Source organism: Mycolicibacter engbaekii, assembly GCF_002101585.1.
GTDB classification, from domain to species: Bacteria; Actinomycetota; Actinomycetes; order Mycobacteriales; family Mycobacteriaceae; genus Mycobacterium; species Mycobacterium engbaekii.
On sequence record NZ_LQOT01000035.1, the window covers coordinates 141,564 to 157,233 of the forward strand.

9 protein-coding genes are annotated in these 15,670 nt (G+C 67.6%); 4 read left to right on the forward strand and 5 right to left on the reverse strand.

Annotated elements, in window-relative coordinates; translation table 11 throughout:
• The first annotated feature begins 108 nt into the window (after positions 1-108).
• The gene (gene glgB, locus AWC02_RS10925) at positions 109-2,274 is read left to right on the forward strand and encodes a 1,4-alpha-glucan branching protein GlgB (protein ID WP_419179241.1); all 2,166 of its coding nucleotides are present in this window, start codon (positions 109-111) and stop codon (positions 2,272-2,274) included.
• On the opposite strand, the gene AWC02_RS10930 is transcribed toward glgB, so the two are convergent.
• The 3 genes from AWC02_RS10930 to malQ are packed head-to-tail and all read right to left on the reverse strand — an operon-like array spanning position 2,261 to position 7,446.
• Positions 2,261-3,619: a maltokinase N-terminal cap-like domain-containing protein gene (locus AWC02_RS10930; protein ID WP_085128783.1), complete on the reverse strand. Its 1,359-nt coding sequence runs from the start codon at positions 3,617-3,619 to the stop codon at positions 2,261-2,263. The genes glgB and AWC02_RS10930 overlap by 14 nt on opposite strands.
• Positions 3,616-5,418: a maltose alpha-D-glucosyltransferase gene (treS, locus tag AWC02_RS10935; RefSeq protein ID WP_085128784.1), complete on the reverse strand. Its 1,803-nt coding sequence runs from the start codon at positions 5,416-5,418 to the stop codon at positions 3,616-3,618. Before treS ends, AWC02_RS10930 begins: the two co-directional genes overlap by 4 nt.
• A gap of 30 nt (positions 5,419-5,448) precedes the next feature.
• A complete protein-coding gene (gene malQ, locus AWC02_RS10940; RefSeq protein ID WP_085128785.1) occupies positions 5,449-7,446 on the reverse strand; it encodes a 4-alpha-glucanotransferase in 1,998 nt (665 codons plus the stop codon).
• A gap of 125 nt (positions 7,447-7,571) precedes the next feature.
• Between malQ and glgX the strand changes: the two genes are divergently transcribed.
• From glgX to treZ, 3 genes are read left to right on the forward strand one after another with little or no spacing between them, the layout of a single operon-like run.
• The gene (gene glgX / locus AWC02_RS10945) at positions 7,572-9,770 is read left to right on the forward strand and encodes a glycogen debranching protein GlgX (RefSeq protein WP_085128786.1); all 2,199 of its coding nucleotides are present in this window, start codon (positions 7,572-7,574) and stop codon (positions 9,768-9,770) included.
• Positions 9,771-9,773: 3 nt separating this feature from the next.
• A complete protein-coding gene (gene treY, locus AWC02_RS10950; RefSeq protein ID WP_085128787.1) occupies positions 9,774-12,071 on the forward strand; it encodes a malto-oligosyltrehalose synthase in 2,298 nt (765 codons plus the stop codon).
• Positions 12,064-13,806, forward strand: coding sequence for a malto-oligosyltrehalose trehalohydrolase (treZ, locus tag AWC02_RS10955; RefSeq protein WP_085128788.1), 1,743 nt, complete (start codon positions 12,064-12,066; stop codon positions 13,804-13,806). Before treY ends, treZ begins: the two co-directional genes overlap by 8 nt.
• Positions 13,807-13,836: 30 nt before the next feature.
• Here the strand turns inward: treZ and AWC02_RS10960 are convergent, their stop codons facing one another.
• Together AWC02_RS10960 and AWC02_RS10965 are read right to left on the reverse strand one after the other, a co-directional pair.
• Positions 13,837-14,397 carry a hypothetical protein gene (locus tag AWC02_RS10960; protein ID WP_085128789.1) on the reverse strand — a complete coding sequence of 187 codons (561 nt, stop codon included), beginning with the start codon at positions 14,395-14,397 and terminating at the stop codon, positions 13,837-13,839.
• 23 nt (positions 14,398-14,420) lie between these two features.
• Complete coding sequence (locus AWC02_RS10965; RefSeq protein ID WP_085128790.1) at positions 14,421-15,509, reverse strand: ferredoxin--NADP reductase; 1,089 nt, start codon at positions 15,507-15,509, stop codon at positions 14,421-14,423.
• Between the last annotated feature and the right edge of the window lie 161 nt (positions 15,510-15,670).

The window sequence follows — 15,670 nt, forward strand, 5'->3', positions numbered from 1 at the left end:
CGGGCGCGCATGGGCAGGCGCGGCGGGCCGCGCATGAAGGCCGAGGACATCAGGCCCGAGGCCGTCAGGGCCGACGGCGTGAGGCCCGACGACGTCAGGCCCGAGGACATGGCGCGGTTGTTGTCGGGAACGCATCATGACCCGCACGCGATCCTGGGCGCCCACGAGCACGGCGGACACACGGTGATTCGAACGCTGCGCCCGGCCGCGCGCGGCGTGACGGTCCTGGTGGGCGACGACCGGGTGCCCATGAAATCCCGGGGCAACGGACTTTTCACCGCCACGCTGCCCTTTACCGGGCTGATCGACTATCGGCTGCAGGTCGACTATCCCGACGCCGGGCCGCCCCGCATCGAGGCCGACGGTTATCGATTTCTGCCGACGCTGGGCGAGGTCGACCTGCACCTGTTCGGGGAGGGCCGCCACGAACGGCTGTGGCAGGTGCTGGGTGCGCATCCACGTACCTTCGACACCCCGGACGGCGTGGTGACCGGGGTGTCGTTCGCGGTGTGGGCGCCGGGCGCCAAAGGGGTCGGCCTGATCAGCGACAGCACGGGCTGGGACGGCATCGGCGCACCTCTGCGGGTACTCGGCGGCTCCGGCGTATGGGAGCTGTTCTTGCCGGGATTCCCCATCGGCGGCCTGTACAAATACCGGATTCACGGCGCGGACGACGTCGTCACGCAACGGGCCGACCCGATGGCCTTCGCCGCCGAGACTCCACCGCGGACGGCATCTCGGGTAACCGTCAGTCGCCACACCTGGACCGATCAAGAGTGGATGACCCGGCGTGCGTCGGCACATCCGGTGTTCGAACCCATGAGCATCTACGAGGTACACCTCGGATCCTGGCGGTCGGGGCGCAGCTATCGACAGCTCGCCGAGGAGCTGACGGACTACGTTGTGGAGCAGGGGTTTACCCACGTGGAGCTGCTACCGGTCGCCGAACACCCCTTCGGCGGATCGTGGGGATACCAGGTCACCTCCTACTACGCCCCAACCGCTCGTTTCGGCACTCCCGACGATTTCCGGGCGCTGGTCGACGCGCTGCACCGCGGTGGCATCGGTGTCATCGTGGATTGGGTCCCGGCGCACTTCCCGAAAGACGCTTGGGCGCTGGGTCGTTTCGACGGCACCCCGTTGTATGAGCATGCCGATCCGCGGCGCGGCGAACAGCTGGACTGGGGAACGTATGTGTTCGACTTCGGCCGGCCCGAAGTGCGCAACTTTCTGGTGGCCAACGCGCTGTTCTGGCTCAGCGAATTCCACATCGACGGTCTGCGCGTGGACGCCGTCGCATCGATGCTTTACCTGGACTACTCGCGGCCCGAGGGCGGCTGGACCCCGAACGCCTACGGCGGTCGAGAGAATCTTGAGGCGGTGCAGTTCCTGCAGGAGATGAACGCGACAGCGCACAAGTCGGCGCCGGGAATCGTCACCATCGCCGAGGAGTCGACATCGTGGCCCGGCGTTACCCGGCCGACAAGTCTTGGTGGACTGGGCTTTTCCATGAAATGGAATATGGGATGGATGCATGACACGCTCGCCTACCTCGGCCACGATCCGGTGCATCGCTCCTACCACCACCAGGAGATGACCTTCTCGATGCTCTACGCCTACAGCGAGAACTTCGTGCTGCCCATCAGCCACGACGAAGTGGTGCACGGCAAGGGAACGCTGTGGAGCCGTATGCCCGGGGACGACTGCGCCAAGGCGGCCGGGGTGCGCACTCTGCTGGCCTATCAGTGGGCCCATCCCGGCAAGCAACTGTTGTTCATGGGCCAGGAGTTCGGCCAGCGCTCGGAGTGGTCTGAGGAACGCGGCCTGGATTGGTTCCAGCTCGACCCACGAGAGGAGGAATCCGGATTGTCAGCCGGGATACAGTTCCTGACAAGCGATCTCAATGACATCTATTGCCGCCATGCCGCGCTGTGGAGCGCAGACGTCAGTCCGGCCGGCTATTCGTGGATCGACGCCAACGACTCCGCCAACAACGTGCTGAGCTTTCTGCGTTACGCAACCGACGGATCGGTGCTGGCCGCGGTGTTCAACTTCTCCGGTGTGGTGCACAGCGGTTACCGCCTGGGCCTGCCGTTCGCCGGCAGATGGCGCGAGATACTCAACACCGATGCCGTCGACTACGGCGGTGCCGGCGTCGGCAACCTCGGGGGCGTGGACGCCATAAACGAACCCTGGCACGGCCGCCCCGCATCGGCGATGCTGGTGCTGCCCGCGCTGTCGGCCCTGTGGTTCGAGCCCCTCACGCAGCCGTGAGCCGAGTCAGTGCCCGCAGCGGAATCGGCAGCCAGGCGGGCCGGTGGCTGGCCTCGTAGCCGGCCTCGTAGACCGCTTTGTCGACTTCGTAGGCGGTGAGCAACGCTGCCGACTCGCGCGGGTCGGTACCGGACTGCGCGCCGTACCCCTCGCAGAACGCGCTGCGGGCGCGGTCCAGCCACTCACGGGCCCGGGTCGCCAGTTGCCGGTCGAGCCCGTCGCGCGACAGGTCGGCCAACTTGCCGTATGCGGCGTACTCATAGGACCGCAAGATCCCCGCGACATCCCGCAGGGGGGAGTCGGGTCTGCGGCGCTCCGACAACGGAGTGCCGGGCTCGCCTTCGAAATCGATCAACAGCCAGCCGGCCGGGGTTCGCAGCACCTGACCCAGATGGAGATCGCCATGGATTCGTTGCACCGCGACGGTCTGCCCGGCCAGTGCCGTATAGCGCTGCTCGATGGCGGCCAGGTGCGGACGCACCTGGGGCACCGATGCAGCCGTCGCCGCCAGACGCGACAGCAGTGTCGGTGCGGGGAAGGCCGATCGCGAAGTCCCCAAGGTGTCGGCCAGTGTCTGGTGCACCGAGGCGACCGCCTCACCGAGCCGGTAGGACTCGCCGGCGAAATCGCCGCCCACCTCATAGGCATACAGGTCGGCCTCGGCGAACAGGTCGCGCACGCTCGCGGTCGCCATCGCCCAGCCCTCGGCGGCGTTCACCACGTACTCGCTGACCATGCCCAACGCGTAGGGCACCACGCCGGTGTCGCCGGGCAGCTCAAGCTGGAAAGAGCCCATCAGGCGCGGCACATGGGGATTGGCCGCCTGTCCCAGCGCCGCGTTGAGCTCGATGTCGGGGTTGATACCGGCCCTGGGCCGCCGGAACACTTTGAGCACCACTTTGTCCTCGATGATGACGCTGGTGTTGCTCTGCTCGGCATCCGAGACCCGGGATTCGGCCCCCGTCGGCAGCGTCGCCCCCGGCTGCGGGACGAACGTGATGTCGCCGCGCCGCGCCGCGGAATCGATGAGCGACAACAGGGCTCGGGTAGCCGCAGAGTCGTACAGCGCGTCGTAAGCGGTACGGCCACCGGTGGTTCCGATCACGGCGATCTGGGCGTACTCGGGAGCCAGGTCCACATCCCAGCCGACCATCACCTGATAGCGATCGGCGGTGCCGTCGGTGTAGCCGATGTCGATCATCACCAGCTGCAGCCCGTCGCCCAGCTCCACCACCAGAGCGGCTTTGGCATCGGCCACCTGCCGGTTTCGTCCCGCGTACCAGCGCCGCGTGGGTAACCACTCCGCCCAGGGCAGGCGCGCCGGGTCTCCGGTGCCAGCAGTCATGACAGTTTCTCCTTCGGCTCGCACAGCTCAAACCAGTAGAAGCCGTGCCCGGGCAGCGTGAGTAGGTACGGGAGCTTTCCGATCCGCGGAAACTCCACCGAGCCGGTGAGTTCCACCGGCGTGTGGCCATCCCAGTGCTGCAGGTTCAGCTCGATCGGCTGGGGGAAGCGTGACAGGTTGTTGACGCAGAGCACCGTGTCGCCCTGGACGCGCCCACGCTCGCCCGGGATTTCCCGCACGTAGGCCAACACCGAGGGGTTGGAACCGCCCAGTTCGCGGAACTCGCCGAGGGCAAAAGCCGCATAGCGGCGTCGGACGGCGAGCATGGTGCGGGTCCAGTTGAGCAGCGACGTCGAGGTGTCGCGCTGCGCCTCGACGTTGATCGACTGATGTCCGTAGACCGCGTCCTGGATCGGAGGCAGGTAGAGCCGGCCGGGGTTCGCGGTGGAGAAGCCGGCGTTGCGGTCGGGGGTCCATTGCATCGGGGTGCGCACCGCGTCGCGGTCGCCCAGCCAGATGATGTCGCCCATTCCGATCTCGTCTCCGTAGTAGATGATCGGGGAACCGGGCAGCGACAGCAGCAACGCGGTGAAAAGTTCGATCTGGTTGCGGTCGTTGTCCAACAGCGGGGCCAAACGACGCCGAATTCCGACATTCGCCTTCATACGGGGATCCTTGGCGTATTCGGCGTACATATAGTCGCGCTCGTCGTCGGTGACCATCTCCAATGTCAGCTCGTCGTGGTTGCGCAGGAAGATCCCCCACTGCGCACGCTGGGGAATCGGGGGAGTCTGCGCCATGATCTCCGAGATCGGGAAGCGCGACTCGCGGCGTACCGCCATGAAAATGCGTGGCATCAGCGGGAAGTGGAAGGCCATGTGGCATTCGTCGCCGCCGGTCTCGGGGTTGCCGAAGTAGGCGACCACATCGGTGGGCCATTGATTGGCCTCGGCCAGCAGCACCGCGCCGGGGAACTCGTCGTCGACCACCTTTCGGCACCGCTTCAGGAAGTCGTGTGTCTCGGGCAGGTTTTCGCAGTTCGTACCCTCTCTTTCGAACAGGTAGGGCACCGCGTCCAGGCGAAAACCGTCGATGCCGAGGTTCAGCCAGAACCGCAGCACGTCGATCATGGCCTCCTGCACCGCCGGGTTGTCGTAGTTCAGGTCGGGCTGGTGGGAGAAGAACCGGTGCCAGTAGAACTGCTTGCGCACGCCGTCGAACGTCCAGTTGGACTCCTCGGTGTCGACGAAGATGATCCGGGCTCCCGTGTACCGCTCGCTGGTGTCGCTCCATACGTAGAAGTCGCCGTACGGACCGTCAGGGTCCTGCCGGGACTGCTGAAACCACGGGTGGCTGTCGGAGGTGTGGTTCATCACCAAGTCGGTGATCACCCGGATGCCGCGCCGGTGCGCGGCATCGAGCAGTTCGACGAAATCGTCGACGGTGCCGAAGTCCGGCAGCACCTTGTAGAAGTCCCGGATGTCGTAGCCGCCGTCGCGCAGCGGTGAATCGTAGAAGGGCGGCAGCCACAGGCAGTCGACACCGAGCCACTGCAGATAATCCAACCGCTCCGTCAGGCCCCGCAGATCGCCGATGCCGTCTCCGTTGGAGTCGTAGAACGCCCGGACCAGTACCTCGTAGAACACCGCACGCTTGAACCAGATCGGATCGGCGGGCAGGGCCGCGGCGTCGCCGAAGTCCTCCGCGCGTGGGTGCTCGACTATGCCGTGCTCGACGTGGCTCCCCGCTGCCGGGTCTGGCAGGTTCTGACCAGATACGTCGTGGGCGTCGGTGGCCATATCTCGACATGTACCCCAATCCGGCCGCGGTTACCGGCCGGGCGCGTGGTGACCTCGACGGCGGGAGAACACCGCCGCCGTGCGCGCGATGCGCGCGTCGCCGCGCAGCTGCTCCAAAGACTCCGGCAGCGGCAGGCGCCAGTTCGGGTATTGGTCGACCGTGCCGGGCAGGTTGGGCTGGCAGGGATCGGCCAGCACGTCGTAGAGCGAGACCAGCTTCAGCCGGCAGGGCGTGGCGGCCAAGAAGCGGTGCATGGCGTCGATGATCCGCGGCTCGTCCGGTGCCTCGGTGTCGTCTACCGGCTCGAGCAGGCCTGCAGACCGAAGCAGCGCCAGCCACTCGGCCCGTTCGGCCTCGGCGGCGCGCTGTGCGGCCGCGACGTCGTCGAGCAGGCCCCGTTCGGCGCGTGCCCGCACGTGCTCCGCCCGCAAGAATCCGGCCGCGGTGGGCAGGTCATGGGTGGAGATACTGGCGGCCACCTGCGCCGGCCACTTCGCCGGCGGCAGCAGCGGCTGGCCGGGTGCGGCTTGATCGCGGACGAACCAGGAGACCGCGCACCCGAGTATGCCGTTGTCGGCCAACGCCCGTGAGACCTCCGGCTCGACCGTTCCCAGGTCTTCGCCGATGACGACGGCGTTGGCGCGATGTGCCTCCAGGGCCAGCACCGCGAGCATCACGTCGGCGTCGTAGTGGACGTAGGTGCCGCGATCCGGCGTCTCGCCGGGTGGGATCCACCACAGCCGCCACAACCCGGCGACATGGTCGATACGCACGCCGTCCGCATGGGCCAGCACGGCGCGCAGCATGTCGCGCACCGCGCGGTAGCCGGTGGCGGCCAGCCGGTCCGGCCGCCAGGGCGGCAGCCGCCAATCCTGCCCGTGCGGGCTGAAGGTGTCCGGCGGTGCCCCGACGCTGGCCGCACCGGCCAGCACGTCGGCCAGGGCCCAGGCATCGGCGCCATCGGGGTCGACGCCGACCGCCAGATCGTGCAGCACGCCCACACCCATGCCCGTGTCCTTGGCGGCGGTTTGCACAGCGAGAAGCTGCTCGCTGCAGCGTTGCTGGACCCAGGCATGAAATGCGATCCGTGGCGCGAGCTCCCGCCGGGCCGCCGCCACCGCGGGCCCGGCCGGGTCGTGCAGCGGCGCCGGCCAAGTCGACCAGCGACCGCCATGGCATTCGGCCAGCGCGCAGTAGGTGGCCCAGTCACGCAGGGCTGCGCCGGCCGGCTCCGCGAGCCCCGGGCGCCCGTCTGCGCGCCAGAGCAACTCCAAGGCGGCGCGTTTGGCTGCCCAGACCAGGTCGTAGTCGATGCGTGCGGTGTCGGCGGCCACACGCAGCGCATCGACTTCGGCACGGGTCTCCGGGTCGGCCCGGTGGTAGGCGCCGAGGTCGCGGATGCACAGGGCCAGGGGGTTGGCGAACAGCCGGCTCGACGGCGTATACGGCGAAGGCTGCACCGGATGCGTCGGCCCGGGCGCATGCAGCGGGTTGAGCAGCACCGCCGCGGCGCCGTGCTCGGCGGCGGTCCACGTGATCCAATCCCGCAGATCCGCCAGGTCACCGATGCCCCAGGAGCGGGCGGACCGCAATGCGTACAGCTGCAGCATCCATCCCCACGCGGGCGGGGCCTGCGGCACCTGCGGGGGAGCGGCCACCAGGGTGATCCGCCGGCCCGAACGCAGCTCCACGTCATACCAGCCCGGCGAGAGCCCGGCGGGCAGTTCGTCGTGCACCACCGTGTGCTGCCCGTCCTCGCCCACCAGCGCAACGGCTCCGGGAAACGGTTGCGGCCGGCCGGTCACCCGGACGGCGGCGGTCGACGGCGCCGCACCCGGCCGGTCGCCCCGCGCAAGCCGGAGCAACTCGCGCTGCCGGTCGGCTGCGTTGGCGGCCGCGACGTCGAGCAACCCGAGCACCCGGATCACAACATCGGCGTCGACCTGCACCAACTCGCGGCGCTCATTGCGATAGGCCGTGGCCACGCCGTGCGCCGCCGCCAGCCGGCGTAGGTCCTCGGGCACCACGACAACGCCTATACCCCCCTGCGGTGCGTTTCAACGTCGCTGCGCGGCGATTGTTTGACCGCCCAGCAGGCGGGTAGCCCCGGCTCAGGCAACGGCGCCGGCGGTGCCGACGAGATGGAGTGAGTATGAGCGTTACCCCAGACCAGGCCGAGGCCGTGACCGCCGCCGCGGATCGCATCGGCGACCCGCCCCTGCCGCTTGAGGTCTGGCCGGGCAACCGCGCCCCGCTCGGCGCCAGCTATGACGGCGGGGGAACCAACTTCGCGCTGTTCTCCGAGATCGCCGAGCGGGTCGAGCTGTGCCTGATCGGCGACGACGGCCAGCAGACCGCCATCCCGCTCGAGGAGGTCGACGGCTATGTCTGGCACGCCTATCTGCCGTCGGTGGCGCCGGGACAGCACTACGGATTCCGGGTCCATGGGCCGTTCGACCCGCCGTCCGGACACCGATGCGACCCCAGCAAACTGTTGCTCGACCCGTACGGCAGAGCGTTCGCGGGCGATTTCTCCTTCGATCAGGCCCTGTTCTCCTACGACATGGCGGCCGGAGGCGACTTTCCGCAGGCCGATTCGCTGCCCCGGGTCGATTCGCTGGGACACACGATGACCAGCGTGGTGATCAATCCGTACTTCGACTGGGCGACCGACCGGCCGCCGATGACCCCGTACAACGAAACGATCATCTACGAGACCCATGTCAAGGGCATGACCCAGAGGCATCCAGATATTCCCGAGGCGCTTCGCGGCACCTACGCCGGACTGGCTCATCCGGTGGTCATCGACCACCTGCAGGCCCTCAACATCACCGCTGTCGAGCTGATGCCGGTACACCAGTTCATGCACGACGACCGCCTGCTGAAGATGGGTCTGCGGAACTATTGGGGTTACAACACTTTCGGATTCTTCGCCCCGCACAGCCAGTACGCGGCAGGTCGGCAACCGGGGGCGGCCGTAGCGGAGTTCAAGACCATGGTGCGCAGCTTCCACGAAGCGGGCATCGAGGTGATTCTCGATGTGGTCTACAACCACACCGCCGAGGGCAACCACCTGGGTCCGACCATCAGCTTCCGCGGTATCGACAACGCCGCCTACTATCGGCTCGTCGACGACGACCGCAGCCGGTATATGGACTACACCGGCACGGGCAACAGCCTCAATGCGCGTCACCCGCACGCGCTGCAACTGATCATGGACTCGCTGCGGTACTGGGTGACCGAGATGCACGTCGACGGGTTTCGCTTCGACCTGGCATCGACACTTGCTCGCGAGTTCTATGACGTAGACCGGCTTTCGGCGTTCTTCGACCTGATTCAACAGGACCCGGTGGTCAGCCAGGTCAAGCTGATCGCCGAGCCGTGGGATGTCGGGGAAGGCGGCTATCAGGTGGGCAATTTCCCCGGCCTGTGGACCGAATGGAACGGAAAGTACCGGGACACCGTGCGGGACTACTGGCGAGGTCAGCCGGAGACGCTGGGGGAGTTCGCATCCCGGCTCACCGGTTCGTCTGATCTCTACGAGAACACCGGCCGCCGGCCCGGCGCCAGCATCAACTTCGTGGTCGCCCACGACGGGTTCACCTTGCGCGACCTGGTGTCCTACAACGAGAAGCACAACGAGGCCAACGGCGACGACAACTCCGACGGCGAGAGTCACAATCGGTCGTGGAACTGCGGCGTCGAGGGACCCACCGACGACCCGGACATCGAGGCGCTGCGGGGGCAACAGATGCGCAACATCCTTGCCACCCTGCTGCTGTCGCAAGGGACACCGATGATCGCGCACGGTGACGAGCTGGGCCGCACCCAGCACGGCAACAACAACGCCTACTGCCAGGACTCCGAGCTGGCCTGGATGGACTGGTCACTGGCCGAGACCAACGCCGACCTGCTGAGCTTCACCCGCGGCCTCACGCGGCTTCGCAAACAGCATCCGGTGTTTCGCCGGCGCCGGTTCTTGCAGGGACGTCCGGTGCGGCACGGCGACGAGATCGGCGACGTCACCTGGTTCAATCCCGCCGGCCGTGAGATGAGCTCCGATGACTGGGACAACGGATTCGACAAATGCGTCATGGTGTTCCTCAACGGCGAGGCGATCCGCGAGCCTGACATGCGCGGTCAACGGGTGGTGGATGACTCGTTTGTGCTGTGCTTCAATGCGCACGAGGAGACGGTCGGGTTTGCCGTTCCCGGCGAAGAATACGCGCAGGAATGGACCGTTGAGATGGACACCGCGGAGCCGGCATCGCCCACGGCGCAGCCTGTTCGCGCGGGGGAAGAGGTATCGGTGCGCGGGCGTTCGCTGCTCGTCCTGCGGAAAGTACGCTGAGGTATGACCCGCCCGGTGCTGTCCACTTACCGGCTACAGCTGAGGGGCCCGGAAAGCGGATTCGCGTTCACCTTCGCCGATGCCGAAGAGCAGCTCGATTACCTCCACGAACTCGGCGTTTCGCACCTGTATCTGTCGCCGGTCATGACCGCGGTGCGCGGGTCGGCGCACGGCTATGACGTCACCGACCCGACCACGGTCTCCGCGGAGCTGGGCGGCGCAAACGGGTTGGCCCGGTTGTCCGCCGCGGCCCGGGCTCGGGGCATGGGCCTGGTGATCGACATCGTTCCCAACCACGTCGGCATACAACGCCCGGAGCAGAACCCGTGGTGGTGGGACGTACTGACGCACGGCCGCTCCTCGCGGTATGCCGCGTTCTTCGACATCGACTGGGACATCGGTGACGGCCGGGTCATACTGCCGGTCCTGGGATCTGACGCCGACGTGGCCGATCTGACCGTCGACGGGCAGGTGCTGCGGCTGGGTGATCTGGTGTGGCCGATCGCGCCGGGGACCGGCGGCGGCAGCGGCGCCGAAGTCCACGATCGTCAGCACTATCGGTTGGTCGGCTGGCGTGACGGCAGCTGCGGATACCGGCGTTTCTTCTCGATCACCTCGTTGGCCGGCCTGCGTCAGGAGGACCGCGCCGTATTCGACGCGTGGCACGCCGAGGTGTCCCGCTGGTTCGCCGACGGGATCGTCGACGGCCTGCGGGTCGATCATCCAGACGGGCTGGCCAATCCGCAGGGGTATCTCGCGTGGCTGCGTGAGCTGGCGGGTCCTGACGCCTGGATCGTCGTCGAGAAGATTCTGGCCGTCGACGAGGCACTCGAACCGAGCCTGCCGGTGGCGGGCTCCACCGGCTACGACGCCCTGCGCGAGATCGGGGGGCTGTTCATCGACCCCGAAGGAGAGCCGGCGCTGACCGAACTGTTCGAAACCGCGGGAATCGACTATCGCGCGATGCCGGCCCTGGTGGCCGAGCAGAAGGCGATCGCGGCAACCGAGACGCTGTCCAGCGAGCTGGCGCGGTTGCACCGTTGCGTGGTGGCCGCCACCGGCGCCGACCATCCGCAGCTGACCGATGCCATCGTGGCCTTGCTGGGGCGCATCGGCGTCTATCGCAGCGACTACCTGGGCCTGACGGCGATCCTGCCGGTGGCGCTGGGGCAGGTCCGCGCTCAGCGGCCCGATTTCGACGAGCCACTGCAGTTGGTCGCCGCAGCGATCGCCGGCGGGGGCGATGCCGCGGTGCGGTTGCAGCAGCTGTGTGGAGCGGTGACCGCCAAGGCGATCGAAGACTGTCAGTTCTATCGCGACGCGCGGCTGGTGTCGCTCAACGAAGTCGGCGGGGACCCGAGCTGTTTCGGAGTGGGCGCCGCGGAGTTTCATCACCGTGCCGCCACCAGAGCTCAACACTGGCCCCGCACCATGACCGCCCTGTCCACCCACGACACCAAACGCGGCGAGGACGTACGGGCCCGTATCGGGGTGCTGTCGCAGGTGCCATCGTTGTGGGCGGACTTCGTCGCCCGATGGGAGGCCCGGACACCGTCGCCTGATCTGGCGACCGGGCTTTTTCTGTGGCAGAACATTTTCGGCGTGTGGCCTCTCGACGGCCGGGTGAGTTCCGCGCTGCGCGAGCGCCTGCACTCCTATGCCGAAAAGGCAGCTCGCGAAGCGGCCAGGCGGACGACGTGGCACGCCCCCGACGCCGAGTTCGAGGGCGCGCTGCATCGCTGGCTCGATGCCGTCCTGGACGGACCTATCGCACGGGAGATGACCGAACTCGCCCGCGAACTCGCCCCGTATATCGAAAGCGACGTCCTGGGGCAGAAACTGCTGGCGCTGACCGTTCCGGGTATCCCGGATGTCTACCAGGGCACCGAATTCTGCGACGACAGCTTGGTGGATCCGGACAACCGGCGGGCGGTGGACTACGCCGCGCGCCGCGACGCGCTTCGGTCCTTGCGCCCCCCGAAGATGCGGGTTGTCGCTGCGGCGTTGCAGATGCGACGAGCGCGCCCGGACACCTTCCTGCGTGGCGGGCATCACCCGGTGCCGGCATCCGGCCCGGCGGGCGAACACGTCGTGGCGTTTCGGCGCGGCGAGGATGTCGTGGTGGCGGTCAGTCGGTGGACGGTGCGCCTGCAGGGCACCGGCTGGCACGGCACGGTCGTCGACCTCCCGCCGGGCACCTGGACCGACGCGTTCTCCGGTGTCGGCCATCGCGGAACGGTGTCGGCGGTCGAACTGTTCGCCGAACTGCCGGTGGCTCTGCTGGAGCGCGTCGATGGCTGACTTCGCCGTCTGGGCCCCGACTCCGGAAGTCGTTCGCCTCGATGTCGACGGGGTGACCTACCCGATGTCCCCGACGGGCGGCGGGTGGTGGCGCACCGCGCTCGAAGTGGCGCCCGACGCCCGTTACGGGTTCCTGCTCGACGATGATCCGCAGGTGCTGCCGGATCCGCGGTCGGCCCGACAGCCCGACGGCGTGCATGCGCGCTCGGCGTTGTGGGACGAGACCGGGCCGGCCTGGACCGACCAGGACTGGGCGGGCAGGCGTGTCGACGGTGCGGTGATCTATGAATTGCATGTCGGCACCTTCACGCCGGGCGGAACGTTCGACTCGGCCATCGAGAAGCTGGATCATCTGGTCGGCCTGGGCGTCGACTTCGTCGAGCTGATGCCGGTCAACGCCTTTTCCGGTGCCCACGGATGGGGTTACGACGGCGTGTTGTGGTACGCGGTGCACGAGCCCTACGGTGGGCCCGACGGGCTGGCACGCTTTGTCGACGCCTGCCACGGCCGCGGTCTGGGTGTGCTGATCGACGCGGTGTTCAACCATCTCGGCCCTTCGGGGAACTATCTGCCGCGCTTCGGGCCCTATCAGTCGCAGACGCGCAACCCGTGGGGCAGGGCCATCAACATCGACGGCGCCGACTCCGACGAAGTTCGTCGCTACATCATCGACTGCGCACTGCGCTGGATGCGGGTCTTTCACGCCGACGGTCTCCGGCTGGATGCGGTGCACGCACTGGTCGACACCACGGCCATCCATATTCTTGAGGAGCTGTCCGCTGAAACCGATGCCCTTGCAGCACAGTTGGGCCGGCCGTTGTCGCTCGTCGCCGAAAGCGACCGCAACGATCCGCGGACCATTGCCGGCCGTGCGGACGGTGGTTACGGGATCCACGCGCAATGGGATGACGACGTCCACCACGCCATCCACACGGCGGTTTCCGGGGAGCGGCAAGGCTATTACGCCGATTTCGGCAGCCTGGCCACCTTGGCGACCACGCTGCGCAACGGCTTCTTCCACGCAGCCACCTACTCGTCGTTCCGCCGCCGGCGGCACGGCCGGCCGGTGCCCAAGTCGCAGATTCCGGCGACCCGGCTGGTGGCCTACACCTGCACCCACGATCAGATCGGAAACCGGGCACTGGGGGACCGGCCGTCGCAGAACCTGACGCCGGGCCAACTCGTGGTCAAGGCGGCGCTGGCGCTGCTTTCTCCCTACACCGCAATGCTTTTCATGGGCGAGGAATGGGGTGCGCTGACGCCGTTCCAGTTCTTCAGTTCGCACGAAGACCCGCAGGTGGCGCGGGCCACCGTCGAAGGCCGCAAGGCCGAGTTCGCCGATCACGGCTGGGACGCCGACGAAATCCCGGACCCGCAGGACCCCCAGACCTTTCAGCGGTCCAAACTGGACTGGGCCGAGCTCGACGCCCAACGCCATGCCCAGCTGCTGGACGTCTACCGGGCGCTGGTCGGGTTGCGCAGGGAAACCGGCACGGACGGTTCCTGGCTGGCACCCAGCGAGATCGGCTACGACGAGGACAGGCGATGGATCGCGATGCGCCGCGGCCCGGTGCTGCTGATCTGCAATCTCAGCGATGCCGAGGTCAGCGTGCCGGTTCGGGGTGAGCCGGTGCTGGCCTGGGGGGCGCCCCAGACGGTGGCCGACGCGACCGTACTACCGGGACACTCGTTCGTGGTCTTGCGCCCGGAGGGCGAATCGTCCCGCCGGGGATGAGCCGGCCCGCGGGGCGCGTTGCGGCCGGGGCTAGGAGAACACCGTCTGAGCGCACGTCGACGGCGTCGTGAGGTTGACGCCGGCGTAGACCACCTGCACGTGGGTGCAGACAATCACGTTGGCGTCCGTCTTGGGCTGGCCGGTCGAATACTCCAGGACGTCGATGCTGCCGTTGGTCTGGTATTTCTCCGGCGGGCCCTCGCCGTAGTACATCGATTGGATCACCGCGCCGGTTCCGTCCTTGAACACCTTGGTCCCCGGTCCGCCGCGGTCTTTGAACCAGCCCTCGCCGCCGTCGGTGTGCACGTCGAGATAGGCGGTCCGCTTCGACGAGCGGATCTCGGTGCTCTGGCGTGCCCACAGGTCGGGCGGGAAGCCGGTCAGGCCCCCGGGCGTCTGCAGCCGCACCCCGACGGTGAACCTGCACAGCGGCGGTGCGCTGCAGTCGACCCAGCTGTGGGTCTGGAGCTGATCAGCTTCGTTGACCGGGAACAGTGACGTCTTGGAGTCGCTGGCCGCCGACGCGATCGCCGGCGGAATCAGCGCGGCCAGCAACGTCAACGCGGCCGGCACCATCAGCAACCGCTTCATGTCGCACCAACCTAGACCCGCGATCACTGGTCGTAGGTCACTTCCACCGAATCGGTCTCGGGGTGGGCCTGGCATGCCAGGATCAGTCCTTCGGCGAGGTCCTGCGGCTCCAGCACATCGTTGATCTCCATGGTGACCTTGCCCTTTTTCAACTCGCAGGCGCAGGCGCCGCAGTGGCCCTCCCGGCAGGAGAACGGAGCGTCGATGCCCTTGTCCAGCAGCAGGTCGAGCAACTTGACGTGCCGGGGCCACACCAGCTCGTGCTGTTCGCCGTCCAACTCCACGGTGACGGTGGCCGGCGCCGCCGCCTGCTCGCCCTCCGGCGCTTCGGTGATCGTCACCGCGGCGAACGGGTCGCCCTCCAGCGACTTGAACACCTCCAGATGGACCTGCTCGGCGGGAACGTCGCAGTCCTCCAGGGCCTCGCGGGCGGCCTGCATGAACGGGCCCGGGCCGCAGATGAAGACCTGGCGATCGGTGTAGGGCGCGGCCAGCTGCGCCAGCGCGGCACGGGACGGCAGGCCCTGGACCGACTCCAGCCAGTGCACCACCGTCAGCCGGTCGGGGTAGGCGGCGGTCAGCTCGCGCAGCGCGGCGGCGAAGATCACCGACCGTTCGTCGCGGTTGGCGTAGACCAGCACCACCTTGCCGCTGCCCTGCGACAGCGCCGACTTGCAGATCGCCATCATCGGGGTGATTCCACTGCCGGCGGCCAGCAGCAGAAAGTCGGTGTCCAGCGATTTGGGCACGAAGGTGCCCGAGGGCGCCAGCACGTGCATGCGCATCCCCGGGTGGGCGTTGTCGCACAGCCAGTTCGACGCGTAGCCCTGTGCGGTGCGCTTGACGGTGACCGTCAGCGCATCGTCGGTGAACGGCGAACTGCACAGCGAATAGCAGCGCGCCACCGAGCCGGTCTGGTCGCTGGGAACGCGCAGCGTCAGGAACTGGCCCGGCGAGTACTTCAGCCGCTGCTCGGGGATCTCTGGGTCGTCCGGTCCGTCGGGAACGCCGAAAACCAGGGACCGGGCGTCGTCGGTTTCGGTGACGACTGCGGTGATCTGCAGTTCCAGCACATGAGCACCGAGTGGTTCGTCCGGAATGGTCTCCGTCACGGGCCGCCCTTCATCTTCGGTCACAACTAGAACAGGTTACAGAAAAGCGGTCCGGTATCGCCACCAGCAGCAGGAACGCCCTGCTCGACACAAATCGGAACGTGTTCTAATCTCACACTAGGCTGGTTGGAAAACGGGCCGGAAGAACCTGTTCACTCCTG

Excerpts from the sequence above, each read along its gene's own strand:
- glgB (WP_419179241.1), top strand. The coding sequence starts at position 109 with ATGGCGCGGTTGTTGTCGGGAACGCATCATGACCCGCACGCGATCCTG.
- AWC02_RS10930 (WP_085128783.1), bottom strand. The coding sequence starts at position 3,619 with ATGACTGCTGGCACCGGAGACCCGGCGCGCCTGCCCTGGGCGGAGTGG.
- treS (WP_085128784.1), bottom strand. The coding sequence starts at position 5,418 with ATGGCCACCGACGCCCACGACGTATCTGGTCAGAACCTGCCAGACCCG.
- glgX (WP_085128786.1), top strand. The coding sequence starts at position 7,572 with ATGAGCGTTACCCCAGACCAGGCCGAGGCCGTGACCGCCGCCGCGGAT.
- treY (WP_085128787.1), top strand. The coding sequence starts at position 9,774 with ATGACCCGCCCGGTGCTGTCCACTTACCGGCTACAGCTGAGGGGCCCG.
- treZ (WP_085128788.1), top strand. The coding sequence starts at position 12,064 with ATGGCTGACTTCGCCGTCTGGGCCCCGACTCCGGAAGTCGTTCGCCTC.
- AWC02_RS10960 (WP_085128789.1), bottom strand. The coding sequence starts at position 14,397 with ATGAAGCGGTTGCTGATGGTGCCGGCCGCGTTGACGTTGCTGGCCGCG.